The organism is Janibacter sp. UYMM211, assembly GCF_040547045.1.
Taxonomy (GTDB): Bacteria; Actinomycetota; Actinomycetes; order Actinomycetales; family Dermatophilaceae; genus Marihabitans; species Marihabitans melonis.
This window is the reverse complement of sequence record NZ_JBEPOY010000004.1, coordinates 112,872-134,504: the sequence shown is the minus strand read 5'-3', so window position 1 is coordinate 134,504 and position 21,633 is coordinate 112,872. Positions and strand designations below refer to the sequence as shown.

The following is a 21,633-nucleotide window of genomic DNA, read 5'->3' as shown; positions in this document are numbered from 1 at the left end:
GATCGGGGCATGAGCGTCGAGCAGAGCCGTGCGTACTGGCAGGACACCTACCTCTTCACGACCCGGACCGAGGTCGTCGCGACCTCGACCGAGCCCGCCGGCATCGCGGTCCGCGAGGGCGTCGTCCACCCGAAGGGGGGCGGCCAGCCCGACGACGTCGTCACCGTCGACGGGTCCCCGGCCTCGGTGAGCAAGGACGCGGACGGCGTCGTGTGGCTGCACCCCGAGTCGGGCGTCGTGCAGGAGGGCAACGAGGTCGACGTCGCGATCGACCCCGACGTGCGGCGGCGGCACGCCGCGCTGCACTCGGCCGGCCACCTGCTCGACGCGTGCGTCACCCCGCTCGGGTACCGCAACGTCGGGCTGAGCCACACGCCCGGCCAGGCCTTCCTCCTCTACGACCTCGACGGCGGGTCGTTGCCCGAGGGCGAGGACGAGAAGGCCGCGCTCGTCGAGCGGGTGCTCGAGCGCGCTCGGGAGCACGTCGCCGCCGCGCTCGCGTACTCCGCCGAGGTCGACGACGAGGGTGTGCGGCGCGTGAGCATCGAGACCTTGCAGACCGACCCCTGCGGCGGCACCCATGTGCGCTCGACCGCCGACCTCGCCGGCATCGCGATCACCCGCGTGCGCACGAAGAAGGGCCAGCTGAAGCTCAGCTACACCGCCGAGCACGCCTGATGGCCCTCCTCGCCAGCCGGCGCCCGCTCGCCGCGGCCCCGATGGCCGGCGGCCCGACGACCGCACGGCTCTGCCTCGCGGTCGCCGCAGCGGGGGGCTTCCCCTTCGTCGCCGGCGGGTACAAGACCCCGGCCGCGCTGGCCGAGGAGGTCGAGACGGTGCGAAGGGGTGGTCACCCCTTCGGCGTCAACCTCTTCGTGCCCGACCGCCGGGTCGTCGACGCCGACGCCCTCGCCCGGTACGCCGAGCGGCTTGCCCCCGACGCCACCCGGTACGGCGTGACCCTCGACCCGACGCCGGTCGTCGACGACGACGCGTGGGACGCGAAGCTCGCTCTGCTCCTCGAGCGCCCGGTGCCCGTCGTGTCGCTGACCTTCGCCCTGCCGCCCGCGGACGAGGTCGCCGCGCTGCGGGCTGCCGGCACGACCGTGCTCGCCTCCGTGACGACGCCCGAGGAGGCCGAGCGGGCCCGCGCGACCGGTGTCGACGGGCTCGTCGTCCAGGGCCCAGGGGCCGGCGGGCACAGCGCGACCCTCGACCCCGACCGGGTCCTCGAGGACGTGCCGACCGCCGACCTCGTGCGCGCGGTGCGGGCGGCCTGCCCGCTGCCCGTCGTCGCCGCGGGCGGGGTGGACGGGCCCCGCGCCGTCGCCGCGCTGCTCGACGCCGGGGCCGAGACGGTCGCCGTCGGCACGATGCTCCTGCGCGTCGACGAGGCGGGCACGTCCGCCGTGCACCGGGCCGCGCTCGCCGACCCCCGCTTCACCCGGACCGCCCTCACCCGCGCCTTCACCGGTCGTCCGGCCCGGGCGCTGCGCAACGCCTTCGTCGAGGCCCACGACGCCGAGGCGATCACCGCCTACCCCGCCGTGCACCACCTCACCCGCGCGATGCGCCAGGCCGCCGCAGCGGCCGGCGACCCCGACGGGGTGCACCTGTGGGCGGGCACCGGGTGGCGTCACGCGCCGACCGGCCCGGTCGCCGACGTCCTCGCCGGGCTTGACCCTCACGCGACGTGAGGCGCCACGGTGGATCCATGACCACCGCACCCGGGCAGACTGCAGCCGTGGACCGGACGTGGACCGTGGGGCAGGTCGCGCGGACCTTCGGGATCTCCGTGCGGACCCTGCACCACTACGACGAGCAGGGTCTCGTCGTGCCGTCGGGGCGCACGGCCTCGGGCTACCGGCTCTACGACCACGGCGACCTCGAGCGGCTGAGCACCGTCGTCGGCTACCGCCGGCTGGGCTTCGCGCTCGAGGACGTCCGGGACCTGCTCGAGGCAGACGGCCCGGGCCGGCTGGCGCACCTGCGCCGGCAGCAGGCGGCGGTCAGGGCGAGGCTGGCGCAGACCGCCGACCTCGCCGAGGCCATCGAGCACGCACTGGAGGCAGAGATGCAGGACCGACCCGCGACCACCGAGGACCTCAGGGCGATCTTCGGCGACGGCTACTCCGAGGAGTACCAGGCCGAGGCGCAGGAGCGCTGGGGCCAGACCCCGCAGTGGGAGCAGTCGCAGGCGCGCACCGCGCGCTTCACGCCCGCCGACTGGGTCGAGATCAAGGAGCGCACGGAGGCCTTCGAGGCCGAGCTCGCGCAGGCCGTCGCCGACGGCGTGGACCCCGCGTCGGACGAGGGCGTCGCCCTCGCCGACCGCCACCACGCGAGCATCGAGGTGTACTACGACTGCTCGGACGAGATGCACGCGAACCTCGCCGAGCTGTACGTGAGCGACGAGCGCTTCACGCGCCACTACGACGAGCGCCGTCCCGGCCTCGCGCAGTGGCTGCACGACGCGATACTCGCGCGCGTCGCCCGCCACGACGGCGGGCACGCGGGCTGACGCCGCGCGGATCCCCCGGGCGCGAATCCCCCTTCGCCCCGGGGGATCTCGCGTCCCGCGCGACTTTCTGCGATAACCCAGCGGGGGTGCACGGGCGCTGTCTACAGTGACGAAGGCCGATCAGACCCTGGTCGGCTTCATCATCATCACGCACCGTGGGGGACAGCGTGGACAAGCTGGGCGTCGCCGTCATCGGGTCGGGGTACTGGGGGACCAACCTCGTCCGCAACTTCCGCAACCACCCGGACTGGGATCTCGTCGCCGTGTGCGACCTCGACCCGGCCCGGGCTGCCCGCGTCGTCGGGCAGCGCAGCACCATCGACCTGCTGAGCGACATCGACGAGCTCCTCGCTCGCAGCGACGTCACGGCCGTCGCCATCGCGACGCCGGCGAGCACGCACCACGCGCTCACCCTGCGCGCGCTCGCCGCCGGCAAGCACGTGCTCGTCGAGAAGCCGATCGCCGAGTCGCTCGACCAGGCGGCGGAGATGATCGCGGCCGCCCAGGCGGCGGGCCGGGTGCTCATGGTCGACCACACCTTCTGCTACACCCCGGCGGTGCGCTACATCCGCGACGCGCTCGCGGCCGGCGACCTCGGCGACCTGCTCTACGTCGACTCGGTGCGCATCAACCTCGGGCTCGTGCAGCCCGACGTCAACGTCTTCTGGGACCTCGCCCCGCACGACCTGTCGATCCTCGACTTCGTCCTGCCCGGCGGGCTCGCCCCGCAGACGCTGAGCGCCGTCGGCACCGACCCGCTCGGCGCGGGCACCGAGTGCGTCGGTCACCTGTCGATGCCGGTCGCCCCCGAGGTCCTCGCCCACGTGCACGTCAACTGGCTCTCGCCGGTCAAGGTGCGCCAGATGATCTTCGGCGGCAGCCGGCGCACCCTCGTGTGGGACGACGTCAACCCCGCCCAGCGCATCTCGATCTACGACCGCGGGGTCGACCTGCCGACGCAGCGCGAGAACGCGAGCGACCGGCGCGCCAGCACGATCTCCTACCGCCTCGGCGACGTCGTCGTGCCCGCCCTGCCCGAGCGCGAGGCGCTCTCGAGCATGGTCGGCGAGCTCGCCGCCGCGATCCGCGAGGAGCGCGCACCCCTGACCGACGGGCACGCCGCGATGCGCGTGCTGCGGCTGCTCTCCGCCTCGGACAGCAGCCTGGCCACCGGCGCCCCCGTGCGCCTCGACGACAGCAGGAGCGCGGCATGAGCGACCTCCACGGAGCGAAGGTCCTCGTCACCGGGGGCGCGGGCACGATCGGCTCGACGATCGTCGACCAGCTCCTGGCCGAAGGGGTGGGCGACGTCGTCGTCCTCGACAACCTCGTGCGCGGCCGGCGGGGCAACCTGCGCGACGCGCTCGCCGACGACCGGGTGAGCCTCGTCGAGGGCGACATCCGCGACCGCGACCTGGTCCACGACCTCGTCACCGGCAGCGACGTCGTCTTCCACCAGGCGGCGATCCGGATCACGCAGTGCGCGGAGGAGCCGCGGCTGGCCAACGAGGTCCTCGTGGACGGCACCTTCAACGTCGTCGAGGCCGCCGCGCAGCACAAGGTCGCCAAGCTCGTCGCCGCGTCGTCGGCGTCGGTCTACGGCCTCGCCGAGCAGTTCCCGACGACGGAGCGGCACCACCACCACAACAACGACACGCTCTACGGCGCGGCGAAGTCCTACAACGAGGGCATGATCCGCAGCTTCCGCGCGATGCAGGGGCTGGACTACGTGCTCCTGCGCTACTTCAACGTCTACGGCCCGCGGATGGACATCTTCGGTCTCTACACCGAGGTCCTCATCCGCTGGATGGAGCGCATCGACGCCGGCCAGCCGCCGCTGATCTTCGGCGACGGGCAGCAGACGATGGACTTCGTCAGCACGGTCGACATCGCCCGGGCCAACGTCCTGGCGGCCCGCAGCGACGTCGTCGAGGGCGTCTACAACATCGCGAGCGCGCGGGAGACCTCGTTGCTCGAGCTCGCCCAGGCGATGCTCGCGGCGATGGACAGCGACCTGCAGGTCGAGCACGGCCCGGATCGCGCGGTCAACGGCGTCACCCGTCGCCTGGCCGACATCTCCGCCGCCGAGCACGACCTCGGCTGGCGCCCGCAGATCAACCTCGTCGACGGGCTGCGCGAGCTCGTCGCGTGGTGGCGCTCCGAGCGCGTCCTGGCAGACGCGTAGCCATGGAGCGCATCAACGTCATGCGCCCCTACCTGGGGCGCGAGGAGGCCGAGGCGGCGATGGCCGCCATCGAGTCCGGCTGGGTGGCCCAGGGGCCGCGGGTCGCCGACTTCGAGCGGGCCTTCGCCGAGCTCGTCCAGGCCGAGCACGCGGTCGCGGTCTCGAGCTGCACCGCCGCGCTCCACCTCGCCCTCGTCGCGGTGGGCGTCGAGGCCGGCGACGAGGTGATCGTCCCGTCCTTCTCCTTCATCGCCACGGCGAACGCCCCGACCTACCTCGGCGCGACGCCCGTCATGGTCGACGTCGACGCGAAGACCGGCAACATCACGCCCGAGACGGTCGCCCCGGCGATCACCGGACGGACCCGGGCGATCATCGCCGTCGACCAGGGCGGGGTGCCGCTCGACCTCGCCCCCCTTCGCGCCCTCGCCGACGAGCACGGTCTCGCCCTCGTCGAGGACGCGGCGTGCGCGGCCGGCTCGACCTACGACGGCGCGCCCGTCGGGTCCGGCGCGGACGCGACGGCCTGGTCCTTCCACCCCCGCAAGCTGCTGACGACGGGCGAAGGGGGCATGGTCACCACCGACGACCCGGAGCGCGCCGCGCGCGTGCGCCGGCTGCGCGAGCACGCGATGGACGTCTCGGCCGCCGACCGTCACCAGAGCGTGCTGGCCCCGGCGGAGCAGTACCTCGAGATCGGCTTCAACTACCGGATGACCGACATCCAGGCGGCGGTCGGGCTCGTCCAGCTCGAGCGCCTGCCCGGTGTCGTCGAGCGCCGCCGCGAGCTCGTCGCGCGCTACCGCGCGGCGATCGCCGACGTGCCCGGGCTACGGCTCGTCGAGGACCCGCCGTGGGGCACGACGAACTACCAGTCCGCGTGGGTCGAGGTCGGCGAGGGCTACCCGACCGACCGCGAGGGGCTCCTCGCCGCGCTCGCCGCGCACGGGATCTCGGCGCGCCGCGGGATCATGGCCGCCCACCGGCAGCCGGCCTACGCCCACCTCGGTCTCGACGACGCCGACCTGCCGGCGACCGCGGCCCTCACCGACTCCACGCTCATCCTCCCGCTGTACCACCAGCTCCAGGAGAGCGACGTGGACCGGGTCGCCGCCGTGCTGCGCGACCCCGGCGCGACGCCATGACCGAGCCGGTCCTCCTCCTCGCGGCGAGCGGGCTGGCCCGCGAGACCCTCGCCGCGATCCGGGCGATCGACGAGCGCGACGGCACGAGCACCCCGGTCGGCATCCTCGACGACGACGAGGCCCGCCACGGCGAGGTGCTCCTCGGCAGCCCGGTGCTCGGGCCGACCGCGATGGCGGCCGACCTGCAGGACCGGCTGGTGCTGTGCGCCGGACGCGGCGCTGCCCGGCGTGCGATGGCCCAGCGCCTCGACGGGCTCGGCGTCGACCCGGCCCGCTACCGCGCCGTCATCCACCCGGCGGCGTCGGTCGGCGAGGGCAGCCACGTGGCGCCCGGCGCCGTGCTGCTCGCCGAGGTCGTGCTCACCGCCGACGTGCAGGTCGGCGCGCACGTCGTCGCGATGCCGGGAGCGGTCCTCACGCACGACGACGTCGTCGAGGACTACGCGACGATCTGCGCCGGCGTCGTCCTCGGCGGGAGCGTCCGCGTGGGCGCCGCCGCCTACCTCGGCATGTGCTCGAGCGTGCGCGAAGGGGTCCGTGTCGGCCCCGACGCGGTCCTCGGCATGGGAGCGACCCTGCTGGGCGACCTGCCCCAGGGACAGACGTGGGTCGGTGTGCCGGCCCGGAGCAAGGAGTCCTGATGTATGTCCCCCTGGTCGACCTGCGCGCCGCGCAGGCCGAGATCCTCGACGAGATCCGCGCCGACGTCGACGACGTGCTCTCGAGCGCGGGCTTCGTCGGTGGGCCGCACGTCGCGGGCTTCGAGGAGGAGTACGCGCAGCTGTGCGGGACGCAGCACTGCGTCGGGGTCGCCAACGGCACCGACGCCGTCGAGATCGCGCTGCGCGCCGTGGGCGTCGGGCCCGGCGACGAGGTCGTGCTGCCGGCCAACACCTTCGTCGCCACCGCCGAGGCCGTCGCCCGGATCGGGGCGCGTTCGGTGCTCGTCGACGTCGACCCCGACCACCTGCTCATCGACCCCGCCCAGCTCGGGGCCGTGACGACGGAGCGCACGCGGGCGATCGCCCCCGTGCACCTCTACGGCCAGCTCGCCCCGATGGGCGCGGTCCTCGAGCACGCCGACCGGCTCGGTCTGCCCGTCGTCGAGGACGCCGCCCAGTCGCAGGGCGCGACCCAGGACGGCCGGGTCTCCGGCAGCCTCGGCCGGATGGCCGCGACGAGCTTCTACCCGGGCAAGAACCTCGGCGCCGCCGGCGACGCCGGCGCGGTGACGACCGACGACGACGACCTGGCCCGCACGGCCAGGCTCCTCGGCGCGCACGGCAGCCTGACGAAGTACGTCCACGAGGTCGTCGGCTTCAACTCGCGGCTCGACGCCATCCAGGCCGTCGTGCTGCGTGCGAAGCTGCGCCGCCTCCAGCGGTGGAACGCCTGCCGTCGCGAGGCCGCCGAGCGCTACGCGAGCCTGCTCGACGGGCTGCCCGTCACCCTGCCCGCGGTCGCCCCCGGCAACGAGCACGTCTGGCACCTCTACGTCATCCAGGTCGACGAGCGCGACCGTGTGCTCTCGGCGCTGCACGAGGCGGGGGTCGGCGCGGGGATCCACTACCCCGAGCCCGTCCACCTCACGCGGGCCTTCTCCGACCTCGGGTACGGCCGGGGCGACTTCCCGGTGACCGAGGCCGCCGCCGACCGCATCCTGTCGCTGCCGATCTACCCGCACATCACCCCCGCGCAGCAGGAGCACGTCGCGCAGTCGCTCGCCGACGCGCTCGGCGCCTGAGCCGATGGGCACCCCGCCGCAGACCGAGAGCCGCGGGCTCGGGGCGCGGGCGGCGAACGCCCTGGGCTGGAGCCTGGTCAACACCGCGGCGTCGCGCTTCGGCACGCTCGCGATCGGCATCGTCCTCGCGCGGGTGCTCGGCCCGCAGGAGTTCGGCACCTTCGCCGTCGCCGTCGTCGCGCTGCTCGCGATCCTCGCCTTCAACGACCTCGGTGTGAGCCTGGCGATCGTGCGGTGGGCCGACGAGCCGGCGGACATCGCCCCGACGGTGACCTCGGTGACCGTGCTGACGAGCGCGGTGCTCACCGGCCTCGTGTGGGTCGGCGCGCCGTACTACGCGACGGCGATGGGGGCGCCCGCGGCGACCGACCCCGTGCGCTGGCTCGGCATGGCGATCCTCGTCAACGGCCTCGTCGCGACCCCGGCCGCGCTCATGCAGCGCGAGATGCTGCAGAAGCAGCGGATGGTCATCGACCAGGTCAACGTCTGGCTCGGCGCCTTCACCAGCCTCGCCCTGGCGCTGACCGGCTGGGGCGCGATGAGCCTGGCGATCGGGCGCCTGGCGGGCAGCGTCGTCTCCGCCGTGATGTTCGTCGTCGCCTCGCCGCTGCCCTACCGGCTCGGCTGGGACCGCGACGTCGCGCGCCGGCTGCTCGGCTTCGGGCTGCCGCTGGCGGGGGCGAGCGTGCTCGTCTTCGTCATCGGCTACCTCGACCAGCTCGTCGTCGGCGGGGTGCTCGGCCCGGTCCAGCTCGGCCTGTACGTCCTCGCCTTCAACCTCGCGAGCTGGCCGGTCAGCCTCTTCTCCCAGCCGCTGCGCAGCGTGGCGCCGGCTCTTTTCGCCCGCGTGCGCGAGAGCCCCGAGGTCATGGCGTCGGGGGTCTCGCTCTTCGTGCGCCTGCTGCTCGGCGTCTCGGCGCCCGCGTGCCTCGTGCTCGCGGCCGCGGCCGGACCGCTCGTGGCGCTCGTCTACGGGCAGGAGTGGGCCGGCAGCGCGCCCGTGCTCACCTGGCTCGCGGTCTTCGCGCTCGTGCGCATCCTCGCCGAGCTCTGCTACGACCTGCTCGTCGTCATCGGCTCGACCCACCTGCTGCTGCTCACCCAGCTGCTGTGGGTGCTCGCCCTCGCGGTCGGCGCGTACGTCGCCGCGCAGAGCGGGCGGGTGTGGGCCGTGGCGGTGGCCCAGCTCGTCGTCAGCCTCGTCGTCGTCCTGCCGCTCTACCTGTGGCAGCTGCACCGCGTCGACCTGCCCGTGCGGGCGCTCGGCGGTCAGGTGGCCCCGGTCGTCGGGGCGAGCGTCGTGGGCGCGGGGGTCGTCGCGGTGGGGGCGACGACGCTGCCCTCGGTGGCCGCCCTGGGTCTGGCGGGCGTCGTCGGGCTCGTCCTGCTCGCCGTGCGACGTCGCGAGCTGGTCTCCGACTGGCAGCGGCTGCGCTCCCTCACCGCCTGACCGGTCCCCCTTCGCCCGGTTCGAAGAAGGAGCGTCACCTCGAGGTGACGCTCCTTCTTCGACTCAGGCGACCCGACGTGGGTCTCGGTACGGCGCGCTCGGCCGGACCCGCTCGCGCAGGAGGAGGAGCACGAAGAGGGTGTTCGTCACGAGGTAGCGCCGCCACATGCGGCGCGGCTCCTGCAGCAGCCGGTAGGCCCACTCGAGGCCCGCGCGCTGCATCCAGCCCGGGGCGCGACGGGTGCGTCCGGACACGACGTCGAAGGAGCCGCCGACGCCGTGCAGGACGGGCACCGAGAGCACGTCACGGTGGGCGTCGACGAAGGTCTCCTTGCGCGGCGAGGGCATGGCGACGAAGAGGAGGTCGGCGCGCGCGCGCCCGATCTCGCGGGCGACGTCGTCGTCCTGCTCCGGCACGAAGTAGCCGTCGTGCGAGCCGGCGAGGACCGCCCCCGGGTAGCGCGTCGCGAGCACCTGCTCGACCCCGGCGAGGACCTCCGCCGTCGCGCCGAGCAGGTAGACCCGCAGCCTGCGCTCGGAGGCGACCTCGAGCAGGCTCGTGAAGAGGTCGATGCCGGCCACCCGCTCGGGCAGCGGGCGGCCCAGGGCCCGGCTCGCCCACACGACGGCCTGGCCGTCGGCGACGAGGAGGTCGCAGCCGAGGAGCGACTCGCGCAGCCGCGCGTCGCGACGCATGCTCACGACCTTCGCCGCGTTGAGCACCCCGATCTCGAGCACCTCGCGGCGCTCGACGGCGGCGACGCACCGGGCGACCACCTGCTCGGAGGTCAGGGCCGCGACGGGCAGCCCGAAGAGGTCGACCTCGTGGTCCGAGACCGGGCCCGCGACGGGGCCGGTCACGACCGGCCCCACGCGTAGAGCAGCCACCCCAGCTCGTAGGGGCGGCACTCGTGGTCGACCGCGCCCGGGGGCAGCAGGGCGTCGAGGCCGGGCACCTGGGTGCCGGGGCGAAGGGAGGTCACGGCCGCCCCGATGGCACGCGCGGCCTTCGGCGGCTCGGTCCGGCCGACCTTGCGCCAGATCATGCTGTGGCGCGGGCTCACGAGGTCCTCGAGCGACTCCGGGTGGTGCTCGAGCCAGGCCACCCCGGCCTCGGCCTCCGCGCTGCGGTCCGGTCCCCCGGCCTCGCGCAGGTCGCGAAGCGTCATCGGGCCCATCGCGTGCTGGTGGACGCTGTAGACGGGGAAGCGCTCGACGACCTCGGCGCCGCGCGAGTCGTAGTGCCACCACCACTGGCCGGCGCTGCCCTGGAGCCGGCACAGGACGTCGACGGTCCGGGTGGCCCGGCTCAGCGCGTCGGCGTCGTCGCGGGCGCGCGAGAGACGGGCGAGGGCGATCGCCGGGTAGACCTGGTCGGCGAAGGAGCCGACGTGCGCCCGCAGCGTCCCCGACGCGGGGAGCAGGTGCGGGTAGAGGCCGCCGGGCCCCTGCGCGGGCAGCAGCCGGGCCAGGGCGGCGTCGCGGACCTCGTGCAGCCCCGCCGACCCCTGGGGCACGCTCGTCGTGGCGGTGAGCGCCCACGAGGTGGCGACGGTCGCCACCGACGGCGCGCCCAGCTGGGTGAGCATGCGGCTGGTGAGGACGGGGTCCTCCTCGCCGCAGATCTCGCCGAGGCACCAGGCCGCGAGCGCGATCTCGCCGAGCTCGGCCGACCCCTTCGCCCGCTCGACGACGGTGCGCACGTACGCCGTGACGCCGCCCTCGCCGACGACCGACCGGGCCGCCTCGTCCCCGGCGCGCGACAGGCCGAGCGCGACCATGCCGTCGTAGCGCAGGTTCTCGCCCTCGGGCCGCAGCCGGACGCCGTCGGGCGTGCGCACCAGGCGCATCGTCTGCGGCACCCGACCGGTGCGCGCGTCGTACATCGTGCGCAGGCCCCTCAGTGCCAGGTCCTGCAGGTCCTCGTGGCCCGTCATGGGCGTCCTTCCCCCGGTGGTCGTCAGCGGACCCACCACGGCGGTCGGTCAGACCCGACCCCCTGGCGCCGCGGTGATCATGATGGCACCGGGCCGCGCGACGCCGTGAAGTTTCCGGCAGATCCACGCAGCCGCTCCACGCAGACGCACGCGAGGAGGGTGATGGTCCCGCCGACGAAGAGGACACCGAGCGCGGCGACCTTCGGTCGGCCCGCCGCGGCCTGCACGGTGTACTCCAGGGTCGAGTCGCTGAAGCCGACCCGGGGCGAGCTCGCGACGAGCAGGTCGCGCTGCAGCGTCGTCAGCTCACCGCGCAGACGGCGGATGAGCCCGTCCATCTGCTCGTGCACCGACGTCTCGTCCGGGCCGGCGGCCTCGAGGACGACGATCGGCTCGGTGAAGTTGTGGGCCCACTGGCCACCGCGGTCGGGCAGGAAGACGACCGTGCCGTGGGTGATCCCCCGGTCGATGATCGTGATGTCCGGCGAGTTCGTCGGGACGGCGTCGACCTCGGCGTTCATCCGTCGCTCGAGCAGCCCCGCCAGGGGGATCGCGCTCTCGCCCGGCTGGAGCAGCCAGTTGCGCAGGGCGCCGTCGGCGACGAGGACCGCGCGCACCCGAGCCCAGTACACGGGCTGCTCCTGGGTCACCGCGTGCGCGGCCCAGCCGGCGACGAGCAGGCCGACGAGCAGCACGACGAGCTGCCGCCGTGCTGCCACCGCCACGTCCCACGCACCCATCCCGCGTCCCCCTTCGTCACGGTCCACCCGCTGCGATCGCTGCGAAACCCCCACGGCGACAGCGGATCTGTTCCTAATATGGCACGGACGAGGTGTGGGCGAAGGGGAGTCGGGCCACACCGGAGAGAGGTGGGGACGTGCAGCTGCGCGAGGTGATGTCGGCCGGGCGCCGACGGTGGTGGGTCGTGCTCATCGGTGCGCTGTGCGCCGTGGGCGCGGCCTTCGGGGCGTACTCGACGACGCCACCGACCTACGAGGCCACGGCGACCGTGCTCCTCCTCCCGCCACAGGCGACGGTCGAAGAGGGCGACAACCCGCTGCTCCAGCTCGGCGGTCTCAACGAGGCGGTGGACGTCCTCGTCCTCGAGCTCTCCAGCCAGGACGTGCGCAAGCGGGTCGAGGGGCTGCAGCCGGATGCCTCCTACGAGGTCGTCAACGAGCCGAGCACGAGCAGCCCGGTGCTGCTCGTCACCGCGCGCGACGTCACGAGCGAGGGAGCCATCGCGGTCCGCGACGAGCTGCTCGCGGCGACGCCGACGAGCCTGTCGGGCCTGCAGTCGAAGATCACGAGCGGCTCGGACCAGCAGATCACGAGCCGCGTCGTCAGCTCCGACAAGGTGGCCGAGGCGGTGGGCCGTGACCGGCTGCGCTCGGCGCTCGTCGCGCTCGTCGGGATGGGCGTGCTCACCGTCATCGCCCTCGCGCTCGTCGACAGCGGGCTGCGCCGTCGTGCCGAACGACGCCGTGGCGCGGGCGGTCATGGCACCGGAGGCCGCCGGGGCCGGGGCCAGCAGGTCCCGCCCGCGCCGTCCGAGCTGCCCCCGCCGGTCGAGGGCCACGCACCTCCCGGCCACGACGGCCGGCGCTCCCCGCCGGCGCCCGGCGGCGAGACGCTCACGGCGCAGGACGAGGACCTCCTGCGCGACCCCCACGGGAGGGTCCCGCAGCCGTGACGAGGCCGCGGTACGGGGGCACGGGGCTGGAGGTCGTCGGCGACGGCATCACCGTGCTCACCATCGGCGTCGTCGCGACCCTGGCGATCCCCTCGCAGTTCGTCGTCCCCGGTCTCGGGGGCGTCGGGACGCCGGCGACGGTGCTCTGGCTCGGGTGCGGTCTGTGGTGGGTCTGGGACCGGGTGCACCGCGAGCGCAGCGAGCCCTCGACCCCGCTCGTCGCGGCGGTCGTCGTCTTCCTCAGCGTCGTCCTGCTGTCCTTCTGCCTCGCGATGGCGCGACCTGCGGCGGCGACCGAGATCGGCGTGGCGACGATGACGCTCATGCTCTACGCGGCGTGGAGCGGTGGGCTGCTGCTCACGCACGACGCGGTGTGGGACCCGGGCCGTCTCGTCACCCTCGTGCGCCGAGTGTCCGTGACCGGCGGCGCCATCGCCGTCCTCGGCATCGTCCAGTTCGTCACCGGTCGGTCCTGGGTCGACGAGCTGCGCATCCCCGGCCTGGTGACGATCCGGGCCATCTCCGAGGGCTACGTGCGCGACGGCTTCACCCGACCGGCGGCCACGGCCATCCATCCCATCGAGTTCGGGGCCGTGCTCGGCATGCTCATGCCGCTCGCCCTGACGAGCGCGATGGCCGCACGCGACCCCGACGACGACAGCAGCGCGCTGCGCCGCTGGTGGCCGGCCCTGGCGATCGCCACGGCGATCGGGGTGTCGAGCACGCGCTCGGCCCTCATCGGCCTGCTCGTCGCCCTCGTCATCCTCTTCCCCACGTGGCAGCGCGCGCAGCGGCTGTGGATCGGCCTGTCCCTCCTGCTCGGCAGCGCCGTCGTCTTCGTCACGGTCCCCGGCATGGTCGGCACGACGCTCGGCCTCTTCACCGGGCTCGACGGGGACACGAGCGTGCGGTCCCGGGTCGACGGCTACGCCGTCGCCGGGGACTACCTCTCGCGAGACACCTTCCTCGGCCGCGGCCCCGGCACCTTCCTGCCCCAGTTCCGCATCTTCGACAACCAGTACCTGCTCTCGTCGGTCGAGATCGGGGTCGTCGGCCTGGGCTCGCTGCTGCTCGTGGCCGTGACGGCCATCGGCTGCGCGCTCGTCGCCTACCACCGCACGACCGACCCGCGGGTCCGTCCGCTCGTCGCCGGCATCGGCGCCGGGGTGACCGTCGGCACGATCCTGCTCGCCTTCTTCGACGGCTTCAGCTTCCCGATGATGCCGGCCGTGTGGTTCATCCTCATGGGGCTGGCCGGCGCGTCGCTGCGGGTCAGCCGGATCCAGCGGGGTGCCCAGGGGTCCGTCCAGACCTCCCGCACGCCCCGGACGAAGGGGAGACGTCGCCTCCTGCCCGCCCGCTAGGCGGGACGGTCGGGCGGCGCCTGCGAGCCGGTGCCCTCGAGCGCGGCGAGCAGGTCGGGCAGCGCCGCCGGGTCCGCGAGGTCGAGGTCGGCGAGCTCGTCGGGCGCGAACCACCGGAGGTCGTCGTGCTCGTGCGGCACCGCGTTGCGCGGCTCACCGCTCCACGAGCTGACGACGTAGGCGTGCAGCTCGACGCCGGGGTCGGACACGGTCAGCGGCAGGGGCTGCGGGTCGAGCACGACGACGCCGAGCTCTTCGAGGCACTCGCGCCGCAGGGCCTCGAGGGGGCTCTCCCCCACCTCGACGTGGCCGCCGACGAGGTCCCAGCAGCTCGGGTAGTACGCGCGCAGCGGGTGCCGGTGGGCGAGCAGCGCCTGCCCGTCGCGGACGAGCAGTGCCGCCGCGACGCGGTGGGGCTCGGGCGTGCTCACCGGACCAGCGTGCCCCACCGCAGGACCGGGGCGGTGGTCACACGGGCTCGCCCGTGTCGTCCCAGAAGTTCCCCGACATCTCGTTGCCCGGCAGGTCGACGTCGAAGCTCGCCGTGAGGCCGAGCGAGCCGCCGGTCGGGTAGTAGAGCCGGGAGATCCGGTTGTCGACGAAACGGATCTTCGAGGTCGGGCCGAAGCGGCCGTTGCCGCCGTAGAAGATGTAGCCGCCACCGGCGAGCAGGTTGTCCTGCACGAGGTTGTCGGACTGCTGGCTGAAGTCCTGGTAGAAGGCGACCGCGGCGGTCTGCGCGTACTCGTTGAGGATCGTGCTGCGTCGCACGATCATGCCGCCACCACCGTTCGAGGCCACCCCGACGACGTGGCTGAGCCCCGGGATCATCGCGAGGTCGTGGATGTAGGTGTCCTCGACGAGACCGCCGCCGCTGGAGATGCCCGCGCTGCACCCGGAGATGTCGACGCGGCGCACCGTCGGCTCGGCGTCGCCGATGTTGAGCACGCAGGCGATGTCCTGCTCCGAGCCCTCGGGCGTGCGCAGCACGCTGTCCTCGATGACGAGACGCTCGGCGCCGGGGCGCACGACGACGACCCAGTCCGACGCCCCGGCACCACGGCCGCCGGTGACCCGCACGTCGCGGATCGTCACGTCGGCGGCGCTGACGCTGATCTCGCCGGTGATGTCGAGGCCCTCGACCACCTGGCCGTCCTCGTCGGCCATCACCGAGCCGGACTTCTTCAGGGTCACCCCGTCGCTCACCCCGGTCGTCGTCTCGTCGGGGTACCCGCAGCGGCTGGGCTCGTCGACGCAGTCGTGGGTCGACGGGCCGGCGACGGTCGGCGTCGCGCTCGGTGGCGCCGTGGCCGGCGACGTCGAGGGGCCCAGGCCCCCGCGGACGGACAGGGCGAGGGCGGCGGCGACGGCCACCCCTCCCAGGGCGAAGGTCGTGCGTCGACGTCTCATGACGTCCCCTTGTCTGCGCGGTCGAGCTCGACGAGCAGCGCCCGGGCCCTGCTGGCCCAGTCGTGGCCCGCGACACTGCGGCGGATCTCGTCCGGTCCGGTCCCCGCGTGCGCGAGCTCGGCCGCGCGCAGGGCCAGGCCCGGCGCGTCGTGCGCCGGGAGGACGAAGGGGGACCCCGCGGGGTCGGTGGCGACGGCGGTCGTCGCGACGGGCAGGCCCGCCGCGAGGTAGTCGAGGGTCTTCAGCGGCGAGCAGCTGCGGTTGAAGGCCGTGTCGGCGTACGGGCTGAGCCCGACGTCGGCGGCGGCGAGGTAGCCCGGGAGGTCCTCGCTCGGGACGCGACCGGTCCAGTGCACGCCGGGCGAGGCGACGAGCCGGTCGAAGCGGGCCCGGGCCTGCTTCGTGGCGAAGTAGGCCGGTCCGACGACGAGCAGACCCATGCCCTGGTCGCGGACCTCCTCGAGGCACCCGAGGTCGATGCGCTCGTTGAGCTGGCCGACGACGGCGGCGACCGGCTGGGGCAGGTCGAGGTCGACGGCCGCCACGTCGTGCCCCTGCGCGCCGGCGAAGCCGTTGGGCAGCACCACCGGGGTCTTGCCCTCACGGCGCAGGAGGCCGGCGAGATGGCTCGAGACGGCGAGGACGGTGCCCGCGCCGCGCAGGTTCGACTCGCGCCAGCGGTGGAGGAGGCGGGGCGAGACGCCCCAGAGCGGCGCAGCCGCGACGACGTCGTCGGTGGCGTAGTGGACGCTCGGCAGGTCGGGATGGCGCCGCAGGACCGGTTCGCTGCACGACGCGAGGACGACCTGCGGGGCGGTGCCGAGCCCGGCCAGTGCTGCGCGCACGCCGCGGGCCGACCACAGCAGGGCGAGCTCGCGCATCACGGGGCGGGTGACCCCGGGCAGCACCGGGGTGCTGATCCGGGTCAGACCCGGCAGCGGCCGGGTGACCCGGTGGCGCAGGCTGCCCGGCCGCCAGGGGCGCCCGGTCGGCTTCGGCGGGTCGACCCAGATGACCTCGCGCTCGCGCAGGACCTCGTCGACGAGCCGGTGGTCGGTGCCGCGCACGCCCTCCCAGGACACCCCGGCGTACCAGAGGACGGGGTCGCGCGGGCGCGTCGGGGCGGGGCGGGGGTCGCGGGCCGTCGTGCCGCCGGCCGCGACCGGGACCGCGTTGAAGTCCTCGGCCGCACCGCGTCCGACGAGCCGGGCGGACTTGCGGGCGACCTTGTAGCGCACGAGCTGTGCGGCCGCGCGGCCGGAGTCGGCCGCGTGACGGACGGCCCCCGGCCCCGAGACGAGCGCCTCCTCGTAGATGCGCAGCTGCTGCTGCGCCGCCGCCTCGACCGAGCAGCGCTCGACGAGCCGGCGGCCGAGGGCGGCTCGGCGCTCGCGCAGCGCCGGGTCGCGCAGCAGCGGCACGAGCGCCTCGCGCAGGGCCGCGACGCCGAGCTCGTGGTCGGCACCCGTGCCGTACCAGCCCTGCCAGGAGAAGACGTCGGCCGTCTCCTCGCTGAGCGGCAGGAAGAAGCCGGACTCGCCCTGGACGACGAGGGGCTTGGCGAAGGCGAGCGCCCGCAGGGCCGACCCGCCCATGCCGAGGCACACGTCGGCCACCGCGTACGCCGGGCGCGGGTCGCGCAGCTCGCCCGCGAGCACGACGACGCGGCGCTCGGCCCGGCGGTTGGCGGCCTCGGCCCCCTCGGTGACACGGTCACGAGCCGGGCCGTCGCCGACGACGAGCAGGTCGAAGGCGTCGTCGGTCGCCGCGAGGTCGGCTGCGAGGGTCATCGCGTGGAGCAGACCCTCGAGCTTGAGCTGGTCGGCGAGCCGGCTGACGACGACGACGAGCGGGCGGTCGCCGGTGAGGCCGTGCCGGGCACGCTGAGCGGCGACTGCCTCGTCACCCGGGTGCACGTTGTGGGCGAGGTCGACGGGCGGCTCGATGACGTGCACCCGGTCACGACCGCGGGCGCGCTCGGTCGCCGCGATCTGCTCGGTGCCGACGACGAGGTGCACGTCGTGCGGGACGAAGGGGGCGACCGCCATCGACATCACCGTCGAGACGACCGGGGGCCGGCCCCGCAGCCCTCCGGCGGCGACCAGCTCGAGGGTCGGGGGCCACTCGTACCCGTGGAGGAGGTCCAGCCCACGCTCGTCGACCAGACGGCGCACGCTCGCCGCGACCCGCGCGGACGGACGACGACCCGGGTCGGGGGTCTCGAGGAACTCCAGGCCGAGCTCCTCGATCCGCTCGACGAGGGCACCGGTGCGCCCGACGACGAGCGGCTCGACACCGGCCGGGCGCATCGCGGCCGCGATCTCGATGGCGTTGAGCTGGCTCCCGCCGATGGCGAGGTCGTGCGGGTAGACGAGTACGCGCATCGCGCCCCCTTCGTGACGGTGCGTCGTCCGACCCCCCGGACGCGCACCCACGAGGCTACTGCGGGAGCACGCTCCCCCGGGAGGACTTGGCCGATCTGCGGGAGGGCACGACGAGGGCGAGCGCCGCACGACGGTTGCGGCGGTTCCCCTTCGCCGCCCACCACAGCTCCTGCGCGGTCGACGCGCCGAGGTAGGCCCATCCGTACGCGGTGCCGCGTCGGCGGCGCACGAGGCGCACGCGGTTGAGGACCTGCATCTCGTGCAGCGCGTCGCTCACGCCCGAGCCGCCGCCCTCGTGGGTGACCTCCGCCGCCGGCTCGAACCACACCTGCCAGCCGAGGTCGCGGGCGCGCATGCAGTAGTCGGTCTCCTCGGAGTACAGGAAGTACGACTCGTCCCACGGCCCGATCTCCTGCGCGCACTCCCACGAGACGGCGAGGCAGGCGCCGAGGGCCCAGTCGACCGCGTGGGCGTGGCCGTAGGCCTGCGGGTCCCGGACGTACTCGCTGAGCGCGGGGCGGCCGGTCGAGCCCAGCCCGCACGAGCGCAGCAGGCTCGGGTCACGGCGCAGCGACCACGACGTCGAGCCGTCCGCGTCGCGCACGAGGGGTGCGGTGATGCCGACCCGGGCGCCGTCCGGGCCGTCGCCGAGACGCTCGACGAGGCGGCGCAGGCTGCCCGGCGCGAGGCGCAGGTCGGGGTTGAGCGCGACGTAGGCGTCGACGCGCTCGAGCGCGGCGATCCCGCGGTTGAGGCCGGCCGCGTAGCCCTCGTTCGTCGAGGGCACGACGGTGACGCCGGTGAGGGTCGCGAGGACCTCGAGCGAGTCGTCCTGCGAGCCGTTGTCGACGACGACGACCTCGCCCTCGAGCCCGGCGAGCGCGGCGGGCACCCCGTCGAGGAGCGCACGGGTGAGGTGCGCGCTGTTGTAGTTGACGACGACGAGGCCGACCCGGGCTGGCACGGCTTCACCGTAGCGGCCACGCGGCACCGTCCGTGCGTGGTTTGCTGACGCTGTGCCCCGTGTGCTCCTCATCGCCCCGACGTGCGACGGCCAGGACGTCGGCGAGTCCTGGGTGTCCTACCAGTGGGCCCGCCACCTCGCGCAACGGTGCGACACGACCCTCGTGACCTACCACAAGCGCACGGCGACCCCGGCGGCCGAGCAGCTCGACGGGCTGCGGGTCGTCGAGTGGGTCGAGCCGCCGCTGCTCGGCCGCGTCGAGCGGCTCAACAGCATCGCCAAGCCGGGCTACGTCTCCTTCTACCGGCGCGCGCGGCGCTGGGTCGTCGACGCGCTCGCCACGGGCGAGCACTTCGACCTCGCCTTCCAGCCCACCCCGGTCGCGATGCGCTACCCGAGCCCCGTCGTCGGGCTCGGGATCCCGACGATCGTCGGCCCGGTGGGCGGTGGGCTGGCCGACCCTCCCGGCTTCAGCGCCGACGGCACGAGCGAGCCCTGGTACTACCGCCTGCGCGAGCTCGACGGGATGCGGCTGCGGCGGGACCGGCTGCTGCGACGCACCTTCGAGGAGGCCGACTGCGTGCTCGGGATCGCCGACTACGTCGCCGAGGCGCTGTCCGGGCTGACGCTCAAGCGCTTCGAGACGATGCCGGAGACTGCGGTCGCGCAGATCCCCGAGCCCGTCGAGCGGGTTGCCGGGCCGCGGGTGCGCGCCCTCTTCGCCGGTCGTCTCGTGCGCTCGAAGGGGGTGCACGAGCTCGTCGACGCCCTCGCCGCGACGACGGCCCCGGTCGACCTCGAGATCGCCGGGGTCGGCCCGGAGGACGAGTCCCTGCGACGTCAGGTCACCGCGCTCGGTCTCGAGGACCGCGTGACCTTCCACGGCTGGGTCGAGCGGCCGGCGATGGCCGAGCTCTACCGGCGGGCCGACGTCTTCGCCTTCCCGAGCTATCGCGAGCCGGGCGGCAACGCCCCGCTCGAGGCGATGTCCTGGGGGCTGCCGCTCGTCGTCGCCGCCCGTGGCGGACCCGGCGCCTTCACGACCGACGAGTGCGCGATCCGGCTGCCGGTGACCTCGCCCGAGCGCTTCCGCACCGACATCACGGCCGCGCTCGACCGGCTCGGCGGCGACGCCGCCCTGCGCCGGACCATGGGCGAGGCCGGGCGACGTCACGTCGCCGCGACCGCCACCTGGCCGGCGAAGGTCGACCGTCTCCTCGCCCTGGGCGCCGAGCTCGCCGCGGACCGACGATGACCGTGCCGGCCGCGGTCGCCAGCCTGCTCGTGCCGGCGCACGACGAGGAGCGGGTGCTGCCGCGCCTGCTCGCGTCGGTGGCCCGCGCGGCCCGCACGACCGCGGTCGAGGTCGTCGTCGCGGCCAACGGGTGCAGCGACTCCACGGCCGAGGGCGCCCGGCGCAGCGGCCTGGCCCACCACGTCCTCGAGCTGGCCACCCCCTCGAAGCACGGCGCCGTCCTCGCCGCCGACGACATCGCCTCGCACCACCCCCGGATCATCTGCGACGCCGACCTCGAGCTCGGCGAGGGCATGATCGACGCCCTCGTCGCCCCGATCCTCGCCGGCGAGGTGCTCGCGACGGCACCCCGGCGGGTCCTCGAGACCACGGGGTGCTCGGGGCTCGTCCGCGCCTACTATCGCGTCTGGCAGGAGCTGCCGAGCGTGCGGAGCGGTCTCTTCGGGCGCGGGGTCATCGCGCTCGGCCCCGAGGGCATGCGCCGCTTCCGGGCGATGGAGGCGATGCTCTCCGACGACCTCGCGCTGTCCGAGGCCTTCGCCGAGCACGAGCGCCTGGTCGTGGCCGCCGAGGTCGTCGTCCGCGTCCCCCGCACCGTCGCCGACCTGCTGCGCCGTCGCGCCCGGGTCGTCGAGGGCAACACCGAGGCCGACGAGCGCGGTCTGCGCACCGCGGCCGCACGCACCACCCCGGCCGACCTCGTGACGATCGCCCGCGGCGACCTGCGCCGCCTGCCCGACGTCGCCGTCTTCGTCGCCGTCACCCTCGCCGCCCGCCTCCTCGTGCGCCGCCGCGCCCGCAAGGGCCACGACCACTGGCTGCGCGACGAGAGCAGCCGCCAGGGCTGACCCCCTCCCCCCCTACGCCCCCTTCGCAAACCCCACGATCCCCACGTTTCTCGGGTCACCCGAGAAACCCCGGCTCAGCAGGAGTAAGAAACTCGTGCTCACCAGGGGTTTATCGGGTGACCCGATAAACCAGTGACGGGTGAGGTTCGGGGCGAAGGGGGGTCAGGGCAGCTCGCGCAGGCCGACCTCGGCCTGCTCGAAGGAGCGACCGCAGGGACAGGTGAGGTCGGCGGGGAGGCGCTCGCCGCAGCGGCAGACCCAGCCGATCTGCCGGGCGGGGCTGCCGACGACGAAGGCGTGGGGCGCGACGTCGGCGGTGACGACCGCGCCGGCGCCGACGAAGGCGTCGTGGCCGATGACGGTGCCGCACACGACGACGACCCCGGCGCCCAGGGTCGCGCCCTGCTCGACCGTGGTCGGCAGGAGCGCGTCGCCGGAGCGCTTGACGTGGGCACGGGGGCGCATGTCGTTGGTGAAGACGACCCCCGGGCCGAGGAAGACGTCGTCGCCGACGCTCACCCCCTCGAAGAGGAGCACCGAGTTCTTCACCGTGACGCGGTCGCCGATGACGACCCCACCCTCGACGAAGGCTCCGCCGCAGATGTTGCAGTCCCGCCCGACCACCGCGCCGTCGAGCACCTGGGCGAAGCCCCACACCCGGGTGCCGTCACCGACGCGGTCGGACAGGCAGCGCCCGTCCGGGTGGACGAAGACCCCGTCGCTGCTCACCGGC

General features: G+C 74.5%; 21 protein-coding genes. 13 read left to right on the top strand and 8 right to left on the bottom strand.

The window, feature by feature from the left end:
• The first annotated feature begins 9 nt into the window (after nt 1-9).
• The 9 genes from ABIB53_RS11815 to ABIB53_RS11775 all read left to right on the top strand — a co-directional run bounded on the left by ABIB53_RS11815 (nt 10) and on the right by ABIB53_RS11775 (nt 9,045).
• On the top strand, nt 10-678 hold the full coding sequence (locus tag ABIB53_RS11815) for an alanyl-tRNA editing protein (protein ID WP_354588297.1): 669 nt from the start codon (nt 10-12) through the stop codon (nt 676-678).
• Entirely contained in the window at nt 678-1,697 is a 1,020-nt protein-coding gene (locus ABIB53_RS11810) for an NAD(P)H-dependent flavin oxidoreductase (RefSeq protein WP_354588296.1), read from the top strand. The genes ABIB53_RS11815 and ABIB53_RS11810 overlap by 1 nt, the downstream gene beginning before the upstream one ends.
• A 17-nt stretch (nt 1,698-1,714) precedes the next feature.
• Complete coding sequence (locus tag ABIB53_RS11805; protein ID WP_354588295.1) at nt 1,715-2,521, top strand: MerR family transcriptional regulator; 807 nt, start codon at nt 1,715-1,717, stop codon at nt 2,519-2,521.
• Nucleotides 2,522-2,676: 155 nt separating this feature from the next.
• The gene (locus tag ABIB53_RS11800) at nt 2,677-3,735 is read left to right on the top strand and encodes a Gfo/Idh/MocA family protein (protein WP_354588294.1); all 1,059 of its coding nucleotides are present in this window, start codon (nt 2,677-2,679) and stop codon (nt 3,733-3,735) included.
• Nucleotides 3,732-4,706 (top strand): NAD-dependent epimerase/dehydratase family protein, encoded by a 975-nt coding sequence (locus ABIB53_RS11795; protein ID WP_354588293.1) that lies wholly within the window; start codon nt 3,732-3,734, stop codon nt 4,704-4,706. Before ABIB53_RS11800 ends, ABIB53_RS11795 begins: the two co-directional genes overlap by 4 nt.
• A gap of 2 nt (nt 4,707-4,708) precedes the next feature.
• Nucleotides 4,709-5,851, top strand: coding sequence for a DegT/DnrJ/EryC1/StrS family aminotransferase (locus ABIB53_RS11790; protein ID WP_354588292.1), 1,143 nt, complete (start codon nt 4,709-4,711; stop codon nt 5,849-5,851).
• Nucleotides 5,848-6,492, top strand: coding sequence for an LbetaH domain-containing protein (locus tag ABIB53_RS11785; protein ID WP_191680418.1), 645 nt, complete (start codon nt 5,848-5,850; stop codon nt 6,490-6,492). Before ABIB53_RS11790 ends, ABIB53_RS11785 begins: the two co-directional genes overlap by 4 nt.
• Nucleotides 6,492-7,595, top strand: coding sequence for a DegT/DnrJ/EryC1/StrS family aminotransferase (locus tag ABIB53_RS11780; protein ID WP_354588291.1), 1,104 nt, complete (start codon nt 6,492-6,494; stop codon nt 7,593-7,595). Before ABIB53_RS11785 ends, ABIB53_RS11780 begins: the two co-directional genes overlap by 1 nt.
• 4 nt (nt 7,596-7,599) lie before the next feature.
• Nucleotides 7,600-9,045 carry an oligosaccharide flippase family protein gene (locus ABIB53_RS11775; RefSeq protein WP_354588290.1) on the top strand — a complete coding sequence of 482 codons (1,446 nt, stop codon included), beginning with the start codon at nt 7,600-7,602 and terminating at the stop codon, nt 9,043-9,045.
• A gap of 63 nt (nt 9,046-9,108) precedes the next feature.
• Here ABIB53_RS11775 and ABIB53_RS11770 read toward each other — a convergent pair whose 3' ends face one another.
• The 3 genes from ABIB53_RS11770 to ABIB53_RS11760 form a co-directional block, all read right to left on the bottom strand.
• Complete coding sequence (locus ABIB53_RS11770) at nt 9,109-9,906, bottom strand: WecB/TagA/CpsF family glycosyltransferase (RefSeq protein ID WP_354588289.1); 798 nt, start codon at nt 9,904-9,906, stop codon at nt 9,109-9,111.
• Nucleotides 9,903-10,982 (bottom strand): hypothetical protein, encoded by a 1,080-nt coding sequence (locus ABIB53_RS11765; RefSeq protein WP_191563616.1) that lies wholly within the window; start codon nt 10,980-10,982, stop codon nt 9,903-9,905. Before ABIB53_RS11765 ends, ABIB53_RS11770 begins: the two co-directional genes overlap by 4 nt.
• Before the next feature lie 77 nt (nt 10,983-11,059).
• Nucleotides 11,060-11,701, bottom strand: coding sequence for a hypothetical protein (locus tag ABIB53_RS11760; RefSeq protein ID WP_354588288.1), 642 nt, complete (start codon nt 11,699-11,701; stop codon nt 11,060-11,062).
• A gap of 158 nt (nt 11,702-11,859) precedes the next feature.
• On the opposite strand from ABIB53_RS11760, the gene ABIB53_RS11755 reads away from it, so the two are divergent.
• Both ABIB53_RS11755 and ABIB53_RS11750 read left to right on the top strand, forming a co-directional pair.
• The gene (locus ABIB53_RS11755) at nt 11,860-12,675 is read left to right on the top strand and encodes a YveK family protein (protein ID WP_354588287.1); all 816 of its coding nucleotides are present in this window, start codon (nt 11,860-11,862) and stop codon (nt 12,673-12,675) included.
• Nucleotides 12,672-14,039, top strand: a complete 1,368-nt coding sequence (locus ABIB53_RS11750; protein ID WP_354588286.1) for an O-antigen ligase family protein — start codon at nt 12,672-12,674, stop codon at nt 14,037-14,039. Before ABIB53_RS11755 ends, ABIB53_RS11750 begins: the two co-directional genes overlap by 4 nt.
• Here ABIB53_RS11750 and ABIB53_RS11745 read toward each other — a convergent pair.
• Genes ABIB53_RS11745 through ABIB53_RS11730 form a run of 4 tightly spaced genes read right to left on the bottom strand, consistent with a single transcriptional unit; the run spans nt 14,036 to nt 18,797 of the window.
• On the bottom strand, nt 14,036-14,470 hold the full coding sequence (locus ABIB53_RS11745) for an NUDIX domain-containing protein (RefSeq protein ID WP_354588285.1): 435 nt from the start codon (nt 14,468-14,470) through the stop codon (nt 14,036-14,038). The genes ABIB53_RS11750 and ABIB53_RS11745 overlap by 4 nt on opposite strands.
• A gap of 37 nt (nt 14,471-14,507) precedes the next feature.
• Entirely contained in the window at nt 14,508-15,449 is a 942-nt protein-coding gene (locus tag ABIB53_RS11740) for a right-handed parallel beta-helix repeat-containing protein (protein WP_354588284.1), read from the bottom strand.
• Nucleotides 15,446-17,833: a glycosyltransferase gene (locus ABIB53_RS11735; RefSeq protein WP_354588283.1), complete on the bottom strand. Its 2,388-nt coding sequence runs from the start codon at nt 17,831-17,833 to the stop codon at nt 15,446-15,448. Before ABIB53_RS11735 ends, ABIB53_RS11740 begins: the two co-directional genes overlap by 4 nt.
• Before the next feature lie 55 nt (nt 17,834-17,888).
• A complete protein-coding gene (locus ABIB53_RS11730; RefSeq protein WP_354588282.1) occupies nt 17,889-18,797 on the bottom strand; it encodes a glycosyltransferase family 2 protein in 909 nt (302 codons plus the stop codon).
• Between the two features lie 52 nt (nt 18,798-18,849).
• On the opposite strand from ABIB53_RS11730, the gene ABIB53_RS11725 reads away from it, so the two are divergent.
• Both ABIB53_RS11725 and ABIB53_RS11720 read left to right on the top strand, forming a co-directional pair.
• Nucleotides 18,850-20,052: a glycosyltransferase family 4 protein gene (locus ABIB53_RS11725; RefSeq protein ID WP_354588281.1), complete on the top strand. Its 1,203-nt coding sequence runs from the start codon at nt 18,850-18,852 to the stop codon at nt 20,050-20,052.
• Nucleotides 20,049-20,900 carry a glycosyltransferase family 2 protein gene (locus ABIB53_RS11720; RefSeq protein ID WP_354588280.1) on the top strand — a complete coding sequence of 284 codons (852 nt, stop codon included), beginning with the start codon at nt 20,049-20,051 and terminating at the stop codon, nt 20,898-20,900. The genes ABIB53_RS11725 and ABIB53_RS11720 overlap by 4 nt, the downstream gene beginning before the upstream one ends.
• A gap of 162 nt (nt 20,901-21,062) precedes the next feature.
• Here the strand turns inward: ABIB53_RS11720 and ABIB53_RS11715 are convergent, their stop codons facing one another.
• Nucleotides 21,063-21,629 carry an acyltransferase gene (locus ABIB53_RS11715; protein WP_201467968.1) on the bottom strand — a complete coding sequence of 189 codons (567 nt, stop codon included), beginning with the start codon at nt 21,627-21,629 and terminating at the stop codon, nt 21,063-21,065.
• Nucleotides 21,630-21,633: the final 4 nt, after the last annotated feature.